The 19868-nt window shown below is 62.2% G+C and carries 14 protein-coding genes; 6 read left to right on the top strand and 8 right to left on the bottom strand.

All coding sequences use genetic code 11. The features are described 5' to 3' along the window. Nucleotides 1–34 precede the first annotated feature (34 nt). On the top strand, nucleotides 35–805 hold the full coding sequence (locus ACNOHI_RS04490) for a PP2C family protein-serine/threonine phosphatase (protein ID WP_420473449.1): 771 nt from the start codon (nucleotides 35–37) through the stop codon (nucleotides 803–805). A gap of 451 nt (nucleotides 806–1256) precedes the next feature. Next, nucleotides 1257–3917 (top strand): protein kinase domain-containing protein, encoded by a 2661-nt coding sequence (locus tag ACNOHI_RS04485; protein WP_420473448.1) that lies wholly within the window; start codon nucleotides 1257–1259, stop codon nucleotides 3915–3917. A 57-nt stretch (nucleotides 3918–3974) separates the two neighbouring features. Here the strand turns inward: ACNOHI_RS04485 and ACNOHI_RS04480 are convergent, their stop codons facing one another. After that, nucleotides 3975–6134, bottom strand: coding sequence for a TonB-dependent receptor (locus ACNOHI_RS04480; RefSeq protein ID WP_420473447.1), 2160 nt, complete (start codon nucleotides 6132–6134; stop codon nucleotides 3975–3977). 242 nt (nucleotides 6135–6376) lie between these two features. On the opposite strand from ACNOHI_RS04480, the gene ACNOHI_RS04475 reads away from it, so the two are divergent. After that, nucleotides 6377–6976: a pyridoxamine 5'-phosphate oxidase family protein gene (locus tag ACNOHI_RS04475; protein WP_420473446.1), complete on the top strand. Its 600-nt coding sequence runs from the start codon at nucleotides 6377–6379 to the stop codon at nucleotides 6974–6976. A gap of 13 nt (nucleotides 6977–6989) precedes the next feature. Here ACNOHI_RS04475 and ACNOHI_RS04470 read toward each other — a convergent pair whose 3' ends face one another. The 5 genes from ACNOHI_RS04470 to ACNOHI_RS04450 form a co-directional block, all read right to left on the bottom strand. Further along, the gene (locus tag ACNOHI_RS04470; RefSeq protein WP_420473445.1) at nucleotides 6990–8003 is read right to left on the bottom strand and encodes an HDOD domain-containing protein; all 1014 of its coding nucleotides are present in this window, start codon (nucleotides 8001–8003) and stop codon (nucleotides 6990–6992) included. A 109-nt stretch (nucleotides 8004–8112) separates the two neighbouring features. Beyond that, nucleotides 8113–9420 (bottom strand): sigma-54 interaction domain-containing protein, encoded by a 1308-nt coding sequence (locus tag ACNOHI_RS04465; RefSeq protein ID WP_420473444.1) that lies wholly within the window; start codon nucleotides 9418–9420, stop codon nucleotides 8113–8115. Then, on the bottom strand, nucleotides 9417–12479 hold the full coding sequence (locus ACNOHI_RS04460; protein ID WP_420473443.1) for a peptidase domain-containing ABC transporter: 3063 nt from the start codon (nucleotides 12477–12479) through the stop codon (nucleotides 9417–9419). The genes ACNOHI_RS04465 and ACNOHI_RS04460 overlap by 4 nt, the downstream gene beginning before the upstream one ends. A 16-nt stretch (nucleotides 12480–12495) precedes the next feature. Next, entirely contained in the window at nucleotides 12496–13248 is a 753-nt protein-coding gene (locus ACNOHI_RS04455; RefSeq protein WP_420473442.1) for a peptidylprolyl isomerase, read from the bottom strand. A 222-nt stretch (nucleotides 13249–13470) separates the two neighbouring features. Then, nucleotides 13471–14547 (bottom strand): diguanylate cyclase domain-containing protein, encoded by a 1077-nt coding sequence (locus tag ACNOHI_RS04450; protein WP_420473441.1) that lies wholly within the window; start codon nucleotides 14545–14547, stop codon nucleotides 13471–13473. Between the two features lie 264 nt (nucleotides 14548–14811). On the opposite strand from ACNOHI_RS04450, the gene ACNOHI_RS04445 reads away from it, so the two are divergent. From ACNOHI_RS04445 to ACNOHI_RS04435, 3 genes are all read left to right on the top strand, one after another. Then, on the top strand, nucleotides 14812–15012 hold the full coding sequence (locus ACNOHI_RS04445) for a hypothetical protein (RefSeq protein WP_420473440.1): 201 nt from the start codon (nucleotides 14812–14814) through the stop codon (nucleotides 15010–15012). A gap of 144 nt (nucleotides 15013–15156) precedes the next feature. Continuing rightward, nucleotides 15157–16149: an EAL and HDOD domain-containing protein gene (locus ACNOHI_RS04440; RefSeq protein ID WP_420473439.1), complete on the top strand. Its 993-nt coding sequence runs from the start codon at nucleotides 15157–15159 to the stop codon at nucleotides 16147–16149. Then, nucleotides 16142–18304 (top strand): putative bifunctional diguanylate cyclase/phosphodiesterase, encoded by a 2163-nt coding sequence (locus tag ACNOHI_RS04435; protein WP_420473438.1) that lies wholly within the window; start codon nucleotides 16142–16144, stop codon nucleotides 18302–18304. Before ACNOHI_RS04440 ends, ACNOHI_RS04435 begins: the two co-directional genes overlap by 8 nt. Here the strand turns inward: ACNOHI_RS04435 and ACNOHI_RS04430 are convergent, their stop codons facing one another. Next, nucleotides 18305–18676: a response regulator gene (locus ACNOHI_RS04430; protein ID WP_420473437.1), complete on the bottom strand. Its 372-nt coding sequence runs from the start codon at nucleotides 18674–18676 to the stop codon at nucleotides 18305–18307. Beyond that, nucleotides 18666–19802, bottom strand: a complete 1137-nt coding sequence (locus ACNOHI_RS04425; protein WP_420473436.1) for an alanine racemase — start codon at nucleotides 19800–19802, stop codon at nucleotides 18666–18668. The genes ACNOHI_RS04430 and ACNOHI_RS04425 overlap by 11 nt, the downstream gene beginning before the upstream one ends. Nucleotides 19803–19868: the final 66 nt, after the last annotated feature.

The raw sequence follows: 19868 nt of genomic DNA, 5'->3' as shown, positions 1-19868 counted from the left end.
GATTCCCGCTTTCCGCCCGCCGCCGGAGGTGAACGTGACGCAAACCACGCCATTCAAATGGACGTCGTCCTCCCGCACGGACGTGGGACTGGTTAGAAAGGTCAATGAAGACTCCATCCTCGAAATCGCAGACCGGGGAATATGGGCCGTGGCCGACGGCATGGGCGGACATACGCTGGGAGACTTCGCCAGCAATGCCATCGTGTCCGCGCTCTCGGACCTGCAGCCACGCGATTCGCTCGAACAGTTCGCCACCGATGCCGAAGCCACCCTGCAGGCAGTGAACCGGCAGTTGCGTACCGAGGCCTACAACCGGGGTGCGCAGATCATCGGCAGCACCGTCGTCGTCCTGCTTGCCTGTGGACGGCGCTGCGCCTACCTGTGGGCCGGTGACAGCCGCATTTATCTCTGCCGGAACGGCCACCTGCTGCAACTCACGCGCGACCACAGCCAAGTCGAGGAATTGCTTTCGTCCGGCACGCTTACGGCTGAGGCGGCTATCCATCATCCGGCGCGCAACCTGATCACGCGTGCCGTCGGCGCCGCCGAATTGCTGGAAGTGGATGGCGAGATGATCGAAGTGGCCGACGGCGATATCTTCCTGCTTTGCAGCGACGGCGTGAGCAATGAAGTGACCGACCAGGAAATGCGCGCGGCACTCGTCACCGGCAATTGTCCGCAGGCAGCGAACGAACTCGTCGAAATTGCCCTCATGCGAGGCGGACGCGACAATATTTCCGCCGTGGTCGTCCGTGCGGACGACTTGCACGTCACGGAGCAGACGGTGCTCAATCCCGCGCTGTGACGGCGCGCGCGGAATATCGACAAATAGCGATTCAGATCAAGCCCTGCATTCATCACGCGACGATCATGAACAGGGGATCATGCGCCCGCCTGCAGAGCCGGGCGCGCGCATGATCCGACGACGCCGGCGTGTCGCTGCCACTCCAACAGACTGTCACGCGCCGGCATGCACATGTTGGACAAGCCCCGACAGCCGCCATGCCTTCAATCCGGCCCGCCATGATGTCAGCGCCTTCCGCCTCTACGCCCCGATGCGAACTTCGCTCATCCTGCACCGATCGAGGCCGAATTCGCGCGCGGAGATCCCTTCCCGGCTCGCCCAGGGGTGCTGGCACCAAAGGTGCTAGTAGCGGTTGTTCCTTGCACATTGTGCTGCATGGCTGTCCACACAGACTCGGTAGATTCCTATGGTGAACGATTTCAATCAGAAGACTGCACTGCGAACCCGGCGCATGCCATTCAGGCCGTCGCCGGAGAACGATGCGGATCACGGCGCGAATGTCCTTCCGGTCGGCACACACCTGGGCGAGTTCGAGATCCTCGACCTGATCGGGGAAGGCGGCTTCGGCATCGTGTACCTCGCCTATGACCATTCGCTGGAACGCCAGGTAGCCTTGAAGGAGTACATGCCCTCCGGTCTCGCCAAGCGCACCACGCGCCTGGCGGTGACAGTGCGGTCCCAACACAACGTCGAGACGTTTACGGCCGGCCTCAAGAGCTTCATCAACGAGGCCAAGATGCTGGCGCAATTCGATTCGCAGTCGCTGGTGAAGGTGCATCGATTCTGGGAAGGCAACGGCACCGCCTACATGGTGATGCCGTTCTATGAAGGCATTACCCTGAAGCAGGCGCTCAAGCAGCGCCGCATCACGCCGTCGGAATCGTGGATACGCGTGCTCCTCGCCGATCTGTTCGATGCGATCGAGATCATCCATCGCGGACAATGCCTGCACCGCGACATCGCGCCCGACAACATCCTGCTGCTCAAGGACGGCCGTCCGCTGTTGCTGGACTTCGGCGCGGCACGGCGCGTGATCGGCGACCTGACGCAATGCCTGACGGCGATCCTGAAGCCCGGCTACGCACCGATCGAACAATATGCCGATATCGCCGGACTGCGCCAAGGGCCGTGGACGGATATCTATGCACTCTCGGCGGTCGTGTACTACCTGATTGCGGGGAAGGCGCCGCCGCCCGCGGTCGCACGCATGGTGCATGACGAGCTGGTGCCCGCGCGTGAAGTCGGCAAGGGACGCTACAGCGCCGGCTTCCTCGCGGCCATCGACAAAGCGCTGTCGGTCAAGCCGGAAGCGCGTTTCCGCTCTATCGCCGAGCTGCGCCACGCGCTCGACATCATGGAAACCTCACCGCGCACCCTTCCCCATTCCGATGCCGGCTTCACGACCACGATGGTGCACGAGACCGCCATGGATCCGATGCGCACCCAGATCCCGCTCAATGCCATGCCGGATATCAGGACGCGTATTGCGCCGCCACCGACCCAGCGCAGCGAGCGGCAGCGGTCACAGTCGCAGCCGTCAAGAAACCTCATGCCTGCCGGCGCATCCTACGGAAAGCGGGAATGGGCACTACTCGGCATTCTCCTGACGGCCGGCATTGCGTCCGGCATCTACCTCGGCACCGGGCAATCGTGGAAAGGCCTGGGTACTGGCACAAGCAATTCAACAGTGGAATCCTCAGGGGCCAGCGAGGTCCCTGAACAGGATGCGGAAGAAAAGTCGGCTGCCGCCTCGCCTTACACGTTGACGCCGCCGGTGCCGCAAGTGCCTGCCGAAACCAGGCCGAAGCAGACCGAGCCTCCCGTGGCAAAGGTACCGTCGGCGCCGCCCGTCCTGCAGGAAGTTCCCCGGACGAGCGAGTCGACCGCACAGAAATACTTGCGCGACCAGGCTGCGCCCCCCTTGCCATCGACCACGCGCGAGGACGACGTCTGGCGTCAGGCAAGCAGTTCGGACAAGACCACCGCCTATGAAAAGTACCTGAAGGAATTCCCCAAGGGACGTTATGCCGCCGTCGCGCGCCTGCGCCTGGAGAGCAAGCAGACCAAGGAAGCGCCGTCGACGCCAGAAGAGGACCTGTGGACCGCTTCTACCTCCGTCCATACGCAAACCGCGTATGAGACCTACCTGAAGAAATATCCGAAAGGACGTTATGCGGCACTGGCAAAGGACAGGATCGCCAGTTTCAAGGAACCCGATCGGGTTGAACGTGTCGAGCCGGTTCCCGCCGTTCCGCCAGCGGCCAGCGTAAAGAAGGAAAGCCCGGCACCGACGCCATCCCCCGCGCAACCGCCTGCGACAGCGTCCGCTCCGCCAGCGCCGGCCCCTGCATCGACGGTTGTCGCGACGCCGTCATCCGCCGCTGCCGTAACCCCGCCAAGCCAGGCGCCCTCTTCTGCCACGGTGGCGCCTCCTCCACCACCGTCCGCGGAACGCAAGCCGTCGGACGAAAAACTGGCGAGCATCAATTCCTCCCAGAAAGCGCCGGCAGGCATTGCGAAGCCACCGGTGGAAACGCGGCCGGCGGTTCCGGAATCATCGACATCGCCCGGACGAAAACCGTTGGTGCTGGACGACCAGACCATGGTCGGCAACTTCTCCGTCGATCCGAAAACCGGCGCGGTCTCCGGCACGGGCAAGGTCACCTGGACCAACGGCAACCAGTTCGAAGGCACCCTGGTGCGCGGAATGAAGGAAGGCAAAGGCAAATTCGCCTGGAACAACGGACAGCGCTATAGCGGCGACTGGGCGCGCGACATGCCGAATGGCCGTGGCGTGATCACCTTTGCGGACGGCAGCAAGTACGAAGGCGAAGTGCGGGACGGCATGCCACAGGGGCGCGGCGCGGCAAGATTCAAGAGCGGCGACGTCTACGACGGTACCTGGCTGCGCGGCAAGAGCCACGGCCACGGACGGTACACCTGGGCCAATGGCAGTTACTGGGAAGGCGAGTTCAGGGACGACAAGCGCACTGAGAACGGCAAGATGGTCTTTGCCGACACTGCCAATAAGGTCGTCGAAGGCGCACCTGCCGGTAATGAAACGCAAAGCGCCGAGCGCAAGGGAGCTGCGAGCGAGTCGTCAGGCAATTGACGCGTTAAACGAACAAAGGCCCCGAAAGGCCTTTGTTCGTTGTGGACCAACGCCGGATCAGAACGCCGTCGCCAGTGTGAGGCGCGCATTGCGCGGTGCTCCAGGGCTGATGTTGTTGTCGCCGTTGGCCGTCGCGTAGTACTTCTTGTCGAACAGGTTCTCGACATTCAGCGCGAGACGGGTCTTGCCGTCGGCGAAGGTGTAATACACCGCACCGTCCGCACGCGTGTAACCGGGCAACTTCACGGTGTTGGTAAAGGAGGTGTAGGTGTCGGACTGGTAGACGACGCCCAACCCGGCGCCCCATCCGCCGCCAAGGGTCACCTTGTTCCAGATCGACAGCGCATGTTCGGGCACGAGGCCGATCTTCGCGCCGGCCGGGCCGGAAGACGTCGCCTTGGTGATGCGTCCGTCGAGGAAGGCGTAGCCGGCAAAGACCTGCCAGTTGCGCATCACGTCGCCTTGCAGTCCGAGCTCCACACCTTCCGTGCGCTGCTGGCCGGTCTTGACGAAGAAGCCGGGGTTGGCTGGATCGGCTACACGCACGTCATCCCGGTCGAGACGGAATACGGCCGCCGACAGCGTCAGTGCCTGGTTCAAGTCCCAGCGCGCGCCAACTTCGAAGTTCTTTGCCTTTTCCGGTGCCAGGTCGGCGGTGTTGGGTGCCAGGCTCAACTGTTCGCCCGAGGGAAGCACGGCGTAGCTGTAGCTCGCGTAATACGTGCTGCCTTCGGTCGGCGTCCAGATAAGTCCCAGGCGCGGGCTGAAAGCATTGTCGGTGCGCGCAAGGTCGACAGGAGCCGTCAGCGTGCGCTTGTCGTCGAAATCCACCTTGAAATGGTCGTAGCGCACGCCGGCGAGCACTTTCCACTGTTTGGTCAAGGCGATCTGGTCCTGGACGTAGATACCGGCGATGTCCGCCTTCACGCGATTGTTGGCATCGGTCGCTGCGGGCTGGAAGCGGGTTACTGTCGCAAACGGATTGCTTGCGGAAACCGTGGTGCTCGTCGCCGCGCCGAAGAATCCGGTGTTGCGCAGGCTTTGGCTGTCCTGATGTCCCAGTTCCACGCCGGCGAGCAGGGTGTGCTCCATGCCCCCTGCCATCACCTTGGTCGTCAGGTCTGTCTGGTTGAAGATATTGGTGCGCTTGTTGCTGTTGTTGTAGGCGGAAAGCGTGAGGTTGCCGGACGCGTTGACCGCACCGCCCGGGTAAACGTTCTGGTAGAACTTGTCGTAACGCGTCGCGCGGAAATTGTTTTTTAGGCGCACGCCGCCGCCGAGTTCATGGTCGAGCGTCGCCGAGAAGCCATCGACGGTCGCCTTGGAAAGGCTCTGGTCCGCGTTGCCGAAGAAGGTGGCCGGATCGGTATCGAATGGCCCGCCGCTGCGGGAAGGAATGCCGCGATCCGCGGTGCGTTCATCGCGAAGGTGCTCGAAACCCAGGGTCAGGACCGTGCTCTGACCCGGAACCAGTGTCACCGTTGGATTGATCGCGTAACGCTTGAGGTCGACGCCGTTGCGGAAGCTGTCCGCATTCTCGCCCATCGCGTTGAGACGCCACGCTGCAGCGTCGTTGAGCTTGCCGCCCACGTCCACGCTGCCGCGGAGCTGGCTGTCTTGTCCCACCGTGACCTCGGCTGCGCCGACATGGCCAAACACCGGCTTCTTCGTCACGCGGTTGACGACGCCGCCTGCCCCGCCGCGCCCGAACACCATGCCTGCCGGCCCCTTGAGGACTTCAACGCGCTCGACGTTGTACAGGTCGCGGAAGGTCTGGGCATCATCGCGGATGCCGTCAACGAAGAAATCGGCGGTCGTCGCATTCCCGCGCAGCACAACCTGGTCGCGATTGCCTTCGCCCTGGTGTGCCGACGCGCCGGGCACGTAGCGGATCACGTCCGATATGCTGCGCATCGCCTGGTCGCGCATGACCTCACCGGGCACGACGGTTAGCGAAGCCGGGACTTCCTTGACGGGCGTATCGGTCTTGGTAAAGGTCGAGGAACGCTCGGCGCGATAACCGGTGACGGGGCCGTCGGCCTGCTCCCCCTTGGCGCGAACGGTCACGGACGGCAAGTTGGAGTCCTCGGCAGCGGCGGCCATCCCCGGTACGCAAATCTGTGCAACGGCAGCCAGCGTCAATGCGACCGACGGGCGCAGATGGAAGTGAAGATTGGCGCGCGCACGGACGGTGCGCCCCTTTGTCAGCTTGTTCATGCAACTTCTCCTGATTAATATGATCTTGGCTGGCTGACGGGCAGGCCGGTGGCTGGCGCGGGTTGGACTTACTTTAAATGCGAATCATTATCATTTACAAGTTGAAAAAGATCAACGCTTACGTTGGCGCTTTCCCATTTCCTTGACCTGAACAAGGTTTGCGGACGCACAAATCAGGACTGCCTCAACGGCCGAAGCTGGAACAATCCGCAAGAGATCACCAAGGAGGTCTTGTGCCGGGCATGACATATCACGACGGGATGCGGCAATTGCAGGAGCGCCGCGACACCCAACAATTGGCGGAGCGGCTGAATGAAGTGACGGTACGCACGGCCTTCACGGAAGAAGACCGCGACTTTATCCAGCGTTGTCCGATGTTCTTCATTGCCACCGCCGACGCTGAAGGCCGGCCGGATTGTTCATACAAGGGCGGGCTTCCCGGATTCGTCCATGTCGTCGACGACCGCACCCTCGCCTTTGCGGACTATGACGGCAACGGCATGTACCGCACCTGGGGAAACGTCCTGGCGAATTCGCACGTCGGCATGCTGTTCCTCGACTTCGAAAGACCGAAGCGATTGCGGGTCAATGGGACGGCGCAGATCAGCGAAGACGATCCCCTGCGGGAGGAATATCCGGGATCCGTGTTCATCATCCGCGTGCAGGCGGAATTGATTTTCCCGAACTGCCCGCGCTACATCCACAAGATGCATCTCGAGGAATACTCGGTCTATGCGCCACGGCCCGACTACGTTCCGCCGGTGCCGGCGTGGAAGACCTTCGACGTCTTCCGCGATGCCCTGCCCGCGCGGGACCGCGAGGAAGGGAAGGAACAGTCCTGAATGGGCGGAGGCGTCAGGCTGCCGACTTTTCCTGCGCCGCTTCCGCCGCAAGGATTGCCTTGTAACAGGCCGCGGCTTCGTCCCCTTCGAGGCAGGCTTCGGCATGCTCCGGCCGCAGCCGGCCGTGCTTGACGAGGAGCTGGATCTTGCAGACGCGGTCGGCGAGGCGGACCGCTTCACCGAGTTCTGATGCGGGACCGGTGCGGTCGACCGCGGCAATGGCCTGTGCGGGAAATTCCCAGTGCGTCCCGACGACGCGCGCCAGGCGCCGCGCGTAATGCGCGAAGGACGCCTGGAAGTCGAGCGAACGCAATTCTCCTGGTCCTGCGCCCCCGGCCTGGTCAAGCACGCGCAGCGCAACGATTGCACCCACGTTCTGCAGCAACCCCGCGAGGAAAGTTTCAAACCCGTCTACATGGCGGGACTGGGCGAAGTAACGGCAAGCGACACCGTAGGAATCCGCCAACTCCCACATCCTCGGCGCGCCCTCCGCCGTGAAATGCCCGAGGCCCGCATTGAACAGCGGCTTGAAGGCCACGCTGGCAACCAGCATGCGCAGGCCGTTCTGGCCGATGACGGCGACGGCGTCCTCGATCGTGTGAACCGGCGTCGTGCGGCGGAAATAGGAACTGTTCACCTGCTTGAGCACTGCTGCCACCAGCACCGCATCCTGCGCCACCTGTTCGGCGAGCTGGCTGTTGGAGACATTGCGGTCGCGCAGGCTGCGCAGCAGCATGGGGATGACCGAAGGAATGCGTGGAACAAGATCCACGGTTGCCGGATCGTCGGAATCGGCAATGCGCTTGAGCGTGCGCAGCAGGCGATTTTCCGAATCGTCCATGTCTTCCGCCACCGCGGTCCCCATCCCGAGCAGCCAGGGAAAGAACAGGTTGTCGACGTCGATCATTTCGACCGGCGCAGGCGCTTCCATCGCAAATACGGTCAGGGGATTGAGGTCGGCGTCAGCCTCGGGCTCCATTGGTCCGGGCGCGCGGCTGAAAAATCGGTTGAGAAGCTTCTTGAACATGGGGCGAAGGCGTATCGGAAAGCAACGGACAGTGTACTGCCTTGCCCCGGGACGATGCGCGCATCCAGCTCAATAAATTCCGAAAGTCTGACGCATTGCCAAAACCGCATCAGTGCGTCTTGCTCTTGTCCGGGCCAGCCGCCGCCTGGTGCCGGAAATCTTTGGACCGGATGCCGTGCTTCTTGAGCAGCATCTGCAGGTGGGATCGATTCATGTCGCAACGTCTTGCCAATTCGGCCACCGTGCCGCCAACCTCCTTCAGGCCGCGCTCCAGGAAGGCGCGTTCGGCCTCGTCGCTGGCGGCGCGCTTCGCATCGCTCAACGAGGTCAGCTTGATCGCTTCCAGATCGATGCTGGTGTCCGTGATGGAACGCGCCGGGGCCTTTGGCCGGATGTCTTCCGGCAGGTGCACGATGTCCGCCATTTCCCCCGCAAGGCAGGAAATGCGGTAGATCAGGTTGCGCAGCTCGCGGATATTGCCGGGATAGGCGTAATTCAGCAGGAAATCGCGCAGGCGGGGTGTCATTTTCACCGGCGGTCGCTTCAGCGCCTCCGCTGCCTCGTCGCCGAAGAAGGAAAACAGCAGCGGGATCTCGTCCTTGCGTTCCCGCAGCGCCGGCAGCGTCACCTGGATGACGCTGAGGCGATAGAACAGGTCTTCGCGAAAGCTGCCCTCGGCGATCAGCTTGCGCAGGTTCTTGTTGGTCGCGGCGACGATGCGCGTGTCCACGTTGATGACCTCGTCCGAACCGACGCGCTGGATCTCGTGCGCCTGCAGCACGCGCAGCAACTTCACCTGGCCCTGCAAAGGCATTTCCCCGATCTCGTCGAGGAAGATCGTGCCGTGGTGCGCGCTCTCGAACTTTCCCTTGCGGTCATTGGCTGCGCCAGTAAACGCGCCCTTCTTGTGGCCGAACAATTCGGACTCGAGCAGGTTTTCAGGAATGGCGCCGCAGTTAACGGAAATGTAAGGCTTGTCGGCACGGGAGCCGTTTGCGTGGATCACCTTGGCCATCAGTTCCTTGCCGGTGCCGCTTTCGCCATCGATGAGCACCGGCAGGTCGGACGGCGCAGCCTTTTCCGCGATCTCCAGTGCTTCCAGCAGCTTGGGATTGTCTCCGAAGGTCCCCTCGAAAATGAAGCTGCGCTCCATCAGCCCCCGGCGACGCTCGCCCGGCGGACGCTCCACCGGCTCCATCGGCTCCACTTCGGCGGTGGCGGCGCGCACGAACCTTTCCTTGTGCGACAACTGCATCACTTCGTCGCGCAAGGCGTTCGACTGGCGCAGGAGCTTCTCAATTTCGGCGCGTTCCAGCCTCGTCGACCAGCGCAACGTGTTGCGCATGATTTCGATTTTCTCCAGCAGGCCGGCATACGACATGCTGGAACCGCCCAGGCGTTGGTCGAATATCTTCATGCGGCGCTCAACTGTTTCTGAACCAGTTCGTAATACATGCCCCGCCGGGCGACCAGTTCGTCGTGGCGGCCCTGCTCCACCACCGCGCCTTCGAACAGTACGAGGATCTTGTCGGCGCGCATGATGGTGCTGAGCCGGTGCGCGATGACAACGGCCGTGCGGCCTTTCAGAATCTCGTGCATGTTGCCCATGATGTTGCTTTCGGATTGGGTATCGAGCGCGGAGGTTGCCTCGTCGAAGACCAGCAGGCGCGGGTCGTGGTAAAGCGCACGCGCGATGCAAAGACGTTGAATCTGGCCGCCCGACAAGCCCATTCCGCGCTCGCCGACGATCTGCTCGTATCCCAGCGGGAGCTTGCTGATGAAGGCATGGGCGTCGGCCATCTTGGCCACTTCCTCGATACGCCGGCGGTCGGGGCTCTCCTCGCCGCTGGCAATGTTTTCTGCAATCGTCCCGGAGAACAGCAGGTTGCTCTGCATGACGTAGCCTACCTGCGCCCGGTAGTAATCCTTGTCGATCACGTTCATGTCGTAGCCGTCCACGACGATCTTGCCCTCAGTCGGCGGATAGAAGCCGACCAGCAGTTTCGCCAGTGTCGTCTTGCCCGAACCGCTGCGTCCGACAATGGCGACCAGTTCGCCCGGCTTGATGTCGAGGCTGATGTTTTCAAGCACGTAGGCTGTGTCCTCGCCGCCATAGCGGAAATAGATGCCCTCCAGCTTGATTTCCCCTTGCAGGTCCGGCAGCACGACGCGCGACGGCAAGTCCTGCGGCTTCTGCTCCGGTTCCATGTCCAGCACATCGCCCAGCCGCTCCATGGCGACGCCTGCGTCATTGAGCAGGTTCCACAAACCGACCAGACCCATCAGCGGCGCGAGCACGCTGCCCATCAATGCATTGAAGGCAATCAGCTGGCCGATGCTCAGTTCGCGCGACAGGACCAGGCTGGCGCCGACCCAGAGGACGGCGATCGTGGTGGCGGCGTTGAGGATCTGTCCCGCAAAGGAAATCCAGATATTGAAGGTCTGCGCGCGGTACTGCACTTCCAGCGCCTTCACATATTTCCGCTCCCATTTCAGCCGGACCGGCCGCTCGATGCCCATCCCCTTCACCGTTTCCACGCCGCCCAGCGTCTCCATCAGGAATGCCTGCGCATCGGTTGACGCCGTGAACGCTTCGCGCGCGAAATTCTTCACCTTGGGCGTCGCCAGTACCGTCAGCGTGATGATCGGAATGACAAAGGCGATCAGCACCATCGTCAGCTTCACGTTGTAGAGAAACATGATGGTGAAGTAGATGAACACCATCAGCAGGTTGAGGATGGTCGTGATCGTCGACTCGGTGAGGAAGGCGCGGATCGTGTGGTTCTCCTGGAAGCGCGCCAGGATGTCGCCGGTCTTGCGCTTGGCAAAGAAGGAAAACGGCAGCGACATGGTGTGCTTGAAGAAGTGCGACATCATCGCGAAGTCGAGATTGCGCACCATGAAGCCGGCGAGGAAGGAGCGTATCGTCGTCATCAACTGCGTGAACAGGCTCGATACAACGAGGCCGACGATCAGCAGGTGCAGCAGGTTGACGTTCTGATGCACGATCACGCCGTCGAGGATGTTCTGGATGATGAGCGGCGGCACCAGTCCGAGCACCTGGATCACGAAGGTCGCGAGGAAGATGTGCAGCAGGATCTTCTTGTAGGGCTTGAGATAGCCGACGAAGCGGATCCACGGCGAGCGCGAAGCCGCCAGTTGCACCATGTCCTGCCCGGGCGTGAAGACGAGGCAGGTGCCGCTCCAGCCGCGCTCAAATTCCTCCACCGCCATTTTCTTGAAGCCGATGGCAGGGTCGGCTACCCAGACGTGCGACTTCGACACGCCGTAGATGATGATGTAGTGGTACCCCTCCCAGTGCGCGATGAAAGGCAGCTGGAAGCCGAGCAGCGATTCATACGTGCACTGCACGCCGCGTGTCGAGAAACCCAGCGAATCGCCCACGCGCGCCAGGCTGTCGAGCGTGGCGCCGGCCGTGGTTACATTGGCAAGCTCGCGCAGCTTGCCCAGCGTCATCGGAATCCCGTAATGCTTGCAGATCATGGCGAGGCAGGCCGCGCCGCAATCCATTTCCTCGGCCTGTTCGACCAGGGGGAAGCGGCGGATGACCTTCTCGCCCATCTCGGGCTTCGACTGCAGGTCCAGCAGCACCGGGCGCTTGCGCCGCTCCTCGAGCTTCTTCTGCCGCTGCAATTCCCGTTCGACGATGCGGATGCGGTCTTCCAGAATTTCGCGCAGCTTGGGGTTCCGCTCGAGGATGACGTGGATGGTTTTTTCGGGAATCACCAGCAGCGTAGTGTCGGTGACGGCGCTCACGGTCACCATCTGCTCCTGCCGCATCAGGCAAGCCTTCTCGCCAAAGATATCGCCCTGGCGCAGCGTTGCCAGCGGGTATTCCGTGCCCTCTTCCGTCCGGACCAGCTTCACCTCGCCCTGGCGGATGACGTACAGGCGCCGGTCCTCCTTCGAATCCTGCTTGAGAATGTTCTTGCCGGCACCGACACGCTTGACGCCGACGCTGCGCACGAATTCTTCCAGCTCCGTCTTGTTGACCTTGCCGCGCAGATCGAACAAGCGCGTCACGAAGCCGCCGGCGGAACTGATTGCGACGTAGCTCGCGACGAATTCCAGCGCCGCCGGATTGCGCGCGATGATCGGCTCGATCACCTTGCGCGGGATAAACAGCAGTTCTGTCTTCAAGGATGCGCGAACCGAGGATTCGTGGCGGTAGTCGCGCAACATGGCGATCTCGGCAATGACTTCGCGCTCCTTGCGCACGCCCATGCTGATTTCCTTGCCGTTCTCCTCGGTGAAGACGCGCACGGAACCGGACTTGACAATGAATAATCCGCCGGCCGGATCGCCTGCGTTGCACACCGTATCGCCAAAGGCAAAGAAGCGCGACTCCGCGTGCTCGGCCAGGCGCTCGATCTCTTCACGGGTGAACGGTGAAAGGATCTCGACGGACGCAAGGAAATCCGCGAGGGGTTGCTGCTGCTTCTGCGCGGCGTCCATGGATCAGGAAGCGGGCTTAGCGCGCTTCAATAATGTGTTCCTGCGCGCGGGCAAACAGCCATTCTTCACGAAGCAGGCGGCGGATCTCGGCGGCAGTATCCTCGTCAAGGCGCGCGGGATGCTTGGCATCCACCTTGAAGATCTCGAACACCGTCTTGTCGGCCGAAGGGAACGGCCCCAGCAGGTCGCCCTCCGATGCATTGAACACCTTCGCCTCGATGTCCGTCTTGAGCGAGCCGCGCAGGACCTTGCCGATGCGGCCACCCTGCTCCCGCGTGTCGGCGACCGAATGTTCGCTTGCCATGTCCTCGAAGGCATCGGGATCGTCGCGCAGGTAGGCGATCATTTCCTTGGCCTTGTTCTCGGCATCGAGCACCATGTGGCTGACTTCGATGCTGTCGAACTTCGGCGAGTTGAGCTTGAAGTAGTGTTCGACGGCCTTGTCGCTGCACACGTCGGCCATCATCTTTTCCTGGTACAGGCTGTCGGTGACGAAGTTCTCGAACTCGTCGAGGCTGACGCCGAGCGCGTTGAGGTAATTGTTCATGTCGGCCGCGCGATGCAGGCCCTGGACGCGTCGGAAATTGTCGGCGCGCTCCTGGATTTCGTCGGGCGACACCTTCACGCCGTGTTTCTTCGCCGCACGCACCGTCAGCTTGTCCCTGACGATCTGCTCGATCAGTCCTTCGAACTGGCCGGTGAGCTTCAATGTCCTGACAAAATCCTCGATGCCGATGACTTCATCATCAATACGCACAATCGCCGTCATCGTCCTCTCCTTGCGGTTAGCCACGTTGGATATGAGGCATGCTCCTCGGGTTCGCTGCTTCCCGACCTGAAGTTGGAGCTAGCGCAAGACTTGTTCGGATTGCACTTCACCGCCGTGAAGAAACGGCAGCGGCAGGCACAAGCAAGCGCTACAGAAACCTTAGGATTTCATTCAGGTGCGACGTTTGCGGATGCTCAAACCGGCGTCAATCGACGCGCGGCTTCAGCAGGGATTGAGGCAATAGCGATTCTTGCCGGCCTTCTTTGCCTTGTACATCAGGCGGTCGGCTGTTTCCATGACGGAGGATTCGTCATGGCAATCATCGTCGGGCAGCAGGCAGATCCCGATACTGGCGCCGATGCGCATGTCGCCCTGCCCGTGCACATGGATTGCCGCGATCGATTCGATGATCGCTTGCGCGAGCCTTTCCAGTTCGCGCAGGTCGGAGGCATCCGCCACGACGATGCCGAACTCGTCGCCGCCCAAACGGGCTACCTTATCAGCGGCCTCGACGCAATCATGCAGGCGATTGGCCACGCATTTGAGAACATCGTCGCCGGTCCCGTGGCCGCAGACATCATTGACACCCTTGAAACCGTCGAGGTCCAGCAACATCACCGCGCTGCGGTTGCCATTGCGCGCCACGTCCTGGATCAGCTTCTGCAGGCACTGGAAAAATCCTGCGCGGTTCATCAGGCCGGTGAGCGAATCCGTGCGCGACGCGGATTCGAAACGCGCGGCGCGCTGCTGCATCTCGCGCTTGGCCTGCGCGATCTGCTCGGACAGAAGGAGCGTATATCTGGGCAGGATGATGATCGCCAGCACGATCCCTTCCGTCACCAGCTTTCCTGCATGCCAATAGGGCGACAGGATCAAGGCTGCGCCCACTCCGGCGCCGCCAAGGAGCGATGATAACTTTGCAAACCTCGGCCCGTTGCGAAGCCCGTTGCCGATGGCCATGACTACCGGTGCCCACAGCACCGGGGCCAGCACATCTCCCCCTTCATAGACTGCAAACGCAAATACAGCCTGGTCGAGCACGATGGAAATCATCCGCCGGGAGCGGAAGGTCAGCAGCGAAAAGCCGACCACGCCAATCCAGATGGCACCGAAGCCGAGATAGGCGGCAATGCCGGTGATGGCATTGCGGAGGTCGGCGATATGGCCGACCCAGTGCGCGACGGCGACGTACATAACAAACACCATCGTGCCCGCAAAGCGGAAACACGCGTGCCCCATCTCCCCGCCAAGGTTAAGCGACAGCGTTTTCGACCGTGATGCCGTTACCGGGATATCCATGGCGCCTCGTCCGTATGGCGGCTCCTCGCCAGGCGCAAGAAAGGTGCTGGCCGCACCTGCGCTACTGCCGGGTTGTCTCCGTATTGTTATTGCCTTTGGGAAATTATTATAAACATACGCGAGAATTGACTTTTATTTATTTGTAGAGGGCATGCACTAGAAGTTTCTTGCCTGAACGGCGCGTCGGGATTTTCCACAAGGGAACAAAATCGGATACGCATTGGTCTAGGGAATACCGAGTGGCTTTTAACAGAAAGAACCATCATGATGCTTGACGAGCAACACAGCGAAGAACTGCGCGCGCTGCGCAACCTGGAGCGTACGGTGCGTGCCTACAGCCTCACCGCGCACATGATTCCCGCCTACCGACGCCAGGAAATGCTCGCCGCCGCGCTGCGCGAAGTCATCAACGCGCGCAAATCGGCAATCCGCAAGTCGAAGTGTGTTCCCTTCCGTGAAGCTTGAGCCGGGTCCCTGGACGACAGGGACGTCCCCTGCACCACCCCTAGAAGGAACAACACCTTTCCGATAAAGACTTTCCCTTTATCAACACGCCCTGGCCTTTCGCGGTAACATAACACTCTCGTTATTTTGCCGTCCGACGTCGCCATGAGCGCCCTGAATCCTGTCCCGCTCCTGTCGGTAGAAGTCCTCGCCGACCGGAACCGCACTCCAGCCGCGCTGCTGCTCGACTTAAGCCCCTATTCCACCGAGGCATTCACGCCGCTCGTGCAGGCCGAGGATTTCCGCGCGCTGGCAAGCCGTTTTCCCTGCCTCGTACCGGCGGCGCGTCTTGAACCCACGCTTGAACAAGCCTTGCTGGACGCCGGCTGCCGGATCGTTCCCGACGCATCAATCGTCCGTCTCGCGGCGCTTCCCGAGGAAGCCTTGCCGTCAGAGGTCGAATGGATCGCCGGCCCTTGGTACATGGCCCCTCGCGCCAAGCCTGCCGGAAGCCAGGCTGCCTCGCGCGCCCTGGCGCTGCAACTTGTGCAACTGGTATCGGCCGACGCGGACACGCATGAAATCGAAGCCGTACTGCGGCGCGACCCGGCGCTCTCCTACCATCTCCTGCGCCTGGTCAATTCGCTCGGCATGGGGATGAGCCGCCAGGTCACCAGCTTCTCGCAAGCCATCCTGATCCTCGGCCGTGCGCAACTGCGCCGCTGGCTCAACCTGATGCTGTTTTCCGCACGCTCCGGCGATGAAGGATCGGCAATGCTGCTGACCCGCGTCGCTTCCCGCGCACGCTTGATGGAACTGCTTGCGAAGGCCAGCGGCCTGGACAAGCCTGGACAGGAATCGGCATTCATGGCGGGCATGTTCTCGCTCCTCGGCATCCTGTTTGGCATGCCCCTGGAAGAAGTCCTGCGACCGCTGAAAATCAGCGAATCCCTGCAGTCCGCACTGTTGCACCGCGACGGCGAAGTCGGCCGTCTGCTCGCCCTGGTCGAATCGGCGGAGCAAGCCGAACACGCCGTGATTGCCTCGTATCTGCATGCACTTTCCCTCCCGGCGGCGGAATTCAACCTGCTGACGGTACAGGCCCATGCCTGGATGCTGGACGTGGTACGCGAAAGCGCCGGAGGCACGCATGCCTGACCAAAAGACCATCGAGCGCTGCCTCGCGCTGTGCCGCGAGGCGCGTTCGCTCGATGGCGCCGCCCAGTTGCAGGCCTTGAGTGAACTGGAAGCGGCACTGGGACAAGCGCAACACGAACCGCGCGCAGCGAAGCCGGTCGAACCCGTCATCACCATGGACCCGGCGGGCTACATCACCGGATGGAACGAGGGTGCCGAGCGCCTGTTCGGCTACACGCGTGAAGAAGCAGTCGGCCAGCACGTGCTTTTCCTGTACGCGGATGATGATCAGGAGGTCGCCGAGCTCTTCCTCGAGGAAGGCAGTTCGCCGCTGATGGAAGTCCGGCGCCGCAAGAAGTCCGGCGACATATTCTGGGCCAGCCTGGCGCTGACGATGACGACCGACGAAGCTGGGCATCCCTCCGGCATGGTCGCCCGCATGTCGGAAATCACCGAGCGCCTCTCCGACGAGGACAAGCTGCGCCTGCACGCCCGCATCATCGAAGACAGCGACCAGGGCATCCTGATCACCGATGGTGAAGAGCGCATCGTCTCAGTCAATACCGCATTCACCCGCATTACCGGCTACTCCGCCGCCGAAGCCATCGGCAAGACGCCCGACCTGCTCCGCTCCGGCAAGCACACCGCCGATTTCCGCGCCCAGGTGCGCTCGGCAATGAAAGGATCGGGCCCGTGGCAGGGCGAGATTTTCGGCCGTCGCAAGAATGGCGAGGTTTTCCCGCAGTCGGTGACCATCAGCGTCGTGCGCAACGACAAGGGCGAAATCACCCACGCCTTTTCGATCTTTTCCGACATCAGCGTGTTCAAGGAAGCCGAAGCCCGCATGCAGCGCCTCGCCAACTACGACACGCTCACCGGCCTGCCCAACCGCGCCCTGCTGAACCAGCTGGTCGGCCAGGCGCTGACCTCGGCACGCCGCACCAAGGGGCACGGCGCGCTGCTGGTCATCGAGCTGCAGCGCTTCCATTCGATCTACGACACGCTGGGCCATGAAGTCGGTGACGCCCTGTTGGGTGAAGTCAGCAACCGTTTCCGCCATGTCCTGCGCGACGAAGACGTCCTCGCCCGCATCGATGGCGACAAGTTTGCCGTCGCCCTGTTCGACATCCAGAAACGGGAACACGCCGGCATCGTTGCGAACAAGCTGCTCGCCAAGCTCGACGATCCCTTCGAGATCGACGACCACAACCTGCGTATCGGTGCCAGCATCGGCATCTCGATCTATCCGGAAGACGGCATGGATACGGCCTCGCTGCTGCGCTACGCCGATGCGGCGCGGGTACGCGTGCATGACAGCGGCGCCGGCTACATGTTCTACAGCCCCGAGATGAACCAGCGGGCGAAGGAACACCTTTGGTTTGAAAGCGAATTGCGGCGCGCGCTGGCCGGCAAACAGTTGCAGTTGCACTACCAGCCCAAGGTCAGCCTGCGCAGCGGACGCATTGTCGGCGCCGAGGCGCTGTTGCGCTGGAAGCATCCGGAACGAGGCATGGTGTCGCCCGGCATTTTCATTCCGGTTGCCGAGGAAACCGGCTTGATCCTCGATCTGGGAACATGGGTGCTGGAAGAAGCCTGCCGGCAGATCCGCCAGTGGCAGGACGCCGGACTCGACGTACCGCCAGTCGCGGTCAACCTCTCATCGCGCCAGTTCGACCGCCACCTGCCGGACCGCATCCAGGAAGTGCTGGAACGCCATGGCGTCACGCCCGACAGGATCAAGTTGGAAATCACTGAAACCCTGCTCGTGCGCGGCCCGGAAACAGTCATCCCCATCATGAATGAACTGGCGGCGCGCGGGCTGGCGCTGGCGCTGGACGATTTCGGCACCGGCTATTCCAGCCTCGCCTACCTGAAGAAATTCCCGATCAGCACGCTCAAGATCGACCGCGCATTCGTGATCGGCCTGCCGCACGAGGAAAACGACTGCGCCATCGCCCGCGCCATCGTGACCATGGGCCAGCAGCTTCGCCAGGAGATCGTCGCCGAAGGTGTCGAAACGCCGGAACAGATGGCCTTCCTGCGCGACCTTGGATGCGACCAGTTGCAAGGCTATCTGTTCAGTGCGCCGGTTGCCCCGGGCGATTTCGAGCGGATGGTGCTCGACAACAAGCGGCTCAATCTCACACTCACTGTCGAGCAGCGCCCCGCCACCTGATCAGGCGGGCAGGAACGCGCCTACCTGCGTGGCGAAGGTCTTGATATCGAACGGCTTGGAAATATAGCCATTGAATCCCGCCGCCAGCAATTCACTGTGATCTCCCGCGCTCGCCAGCCCCGTTACCGCGACCATCGGGATGCCGGCCGTTGCCGGCTCGCTCCGAATCTGGCGCGCCACATCGAAGCCCGTCATGTCGGGCATGCGGCCGTCGCACAGGATGAGGTCAGGCAGTTCCCTGCGCGCTGCTTCGAGCCCATCTCCCCCGTTCGACGCTCCGGTCACCTGGTGCCCTGCCGCCTTCAGCAGCAAAAGCATCAACCGCAGGTTGGCGGAGTCGTCTTCGATCACCAGCACACGCTTACCAGCCATAGGTTTTGCTCCATTGGGACAGGGTTTCCGATGCCGCGTCCAGCACGTTGTATTCGCGGTAAGGCGCGACGGTCATACAGGCGTGGTTTGGAAGGATGCGGACCTGCGTGCCGACAGGCAGGCGGTCGAAGGGTGGCGCACCATCGGCGCCGCGCACGAAGCCGTGTTCCTGGTGGACCTCCGCCACATGCAATCCATCGATCGGCCGGCCTTCAATGTCGCAGACCAGACCGTAACCGATGTGCGGATCATGCTCGTTAGCGCTAATGTCCTTCGACAGGGCGAGCGCCCCGGCGTCCACCAGCAGATGCCCGGCCTCACGGTGATGTCCGATGACTGTTGCCAGGACGCTGACCGCGATATCGTCCACGCTGCATACGCCCAGCCTGGCTTGCGAGAGGTCGAAAAAGACGTAGACACCAGGACGGATTTCGGTCACGCCGTCCAGAGGAACATCAGTCAGCGCAGTTGGCGTCGAGCCAATACTCACCGTCTCGCACGGAAGTCCCGCCGCGCGGATGCGTTGCGCGGCGCGAACCGCCGCATCCCGCTCGGCCATGGCGATCTGCCTGCGTGTCGCCTCATCCGCGGCATGGTAAGAATGTCCTGCATGGGTGAGCACGCCTTGCAGCGTCAGTCCCGGGGCAGCATCGATGCGCTCCGCGATGGCGATCAGCGCCTCGCTCTCCGCTGCAACGCCTGCGCGATGCCCGCCGCAGTCGATTTCAATCAGCACAGGGACGGGCGTGCCGCCATGGCCGGCGATATCTTCCGCCGCCTTGAGCGAATCCAGGACAACCGTGATGCGCGCGCCTTGGGCAATCAAGCGCTCGATGGCCGGCATCTTTGACGGCACGATGCCGACCGCGTAGGTCATGTCACGAAAACCGGCGTCAAGAAAGTAGGCGAGCTCAGCGATCGTCGACACCGTGATTCCGCCGAATTGGCCCGCCGTCGCGATGCGCGCCACGTCGGCGCATTTTGCGGTTTTCAGATGCGGCCTGAGCTGGACGCCAGCCTGGGCGGCGCGCTGCGCCATGCGCTTGCAATTCGCCTCGAGGCGCTGACGGTCAAGAATGATCGCCGGTGTGGTCAATGCGGAAAGAAGATGTGCTGAAGATGTCACGATTGTCGAAAGCGATACGGGAATTGCTCCGGTGGACCTTTCCGCCGGTATCATGGCGATGTTAAC

The sequence above is a fragment of the Noviherbaspirillum sp. ST9 genome, assembly GCF_048799745.1.
Classification (GTDB): Bacteria; Pseudomonadota; Gammaproteobacteria; order Burkholderiales; family Burkholderiaceae_D; genus Noviherbaspirillum.
The sequence above is the reverse complement of the archived record's forward strand: the minus strand, read 5'-3'. Positions and strand labels throughout refer to the sequence as shown.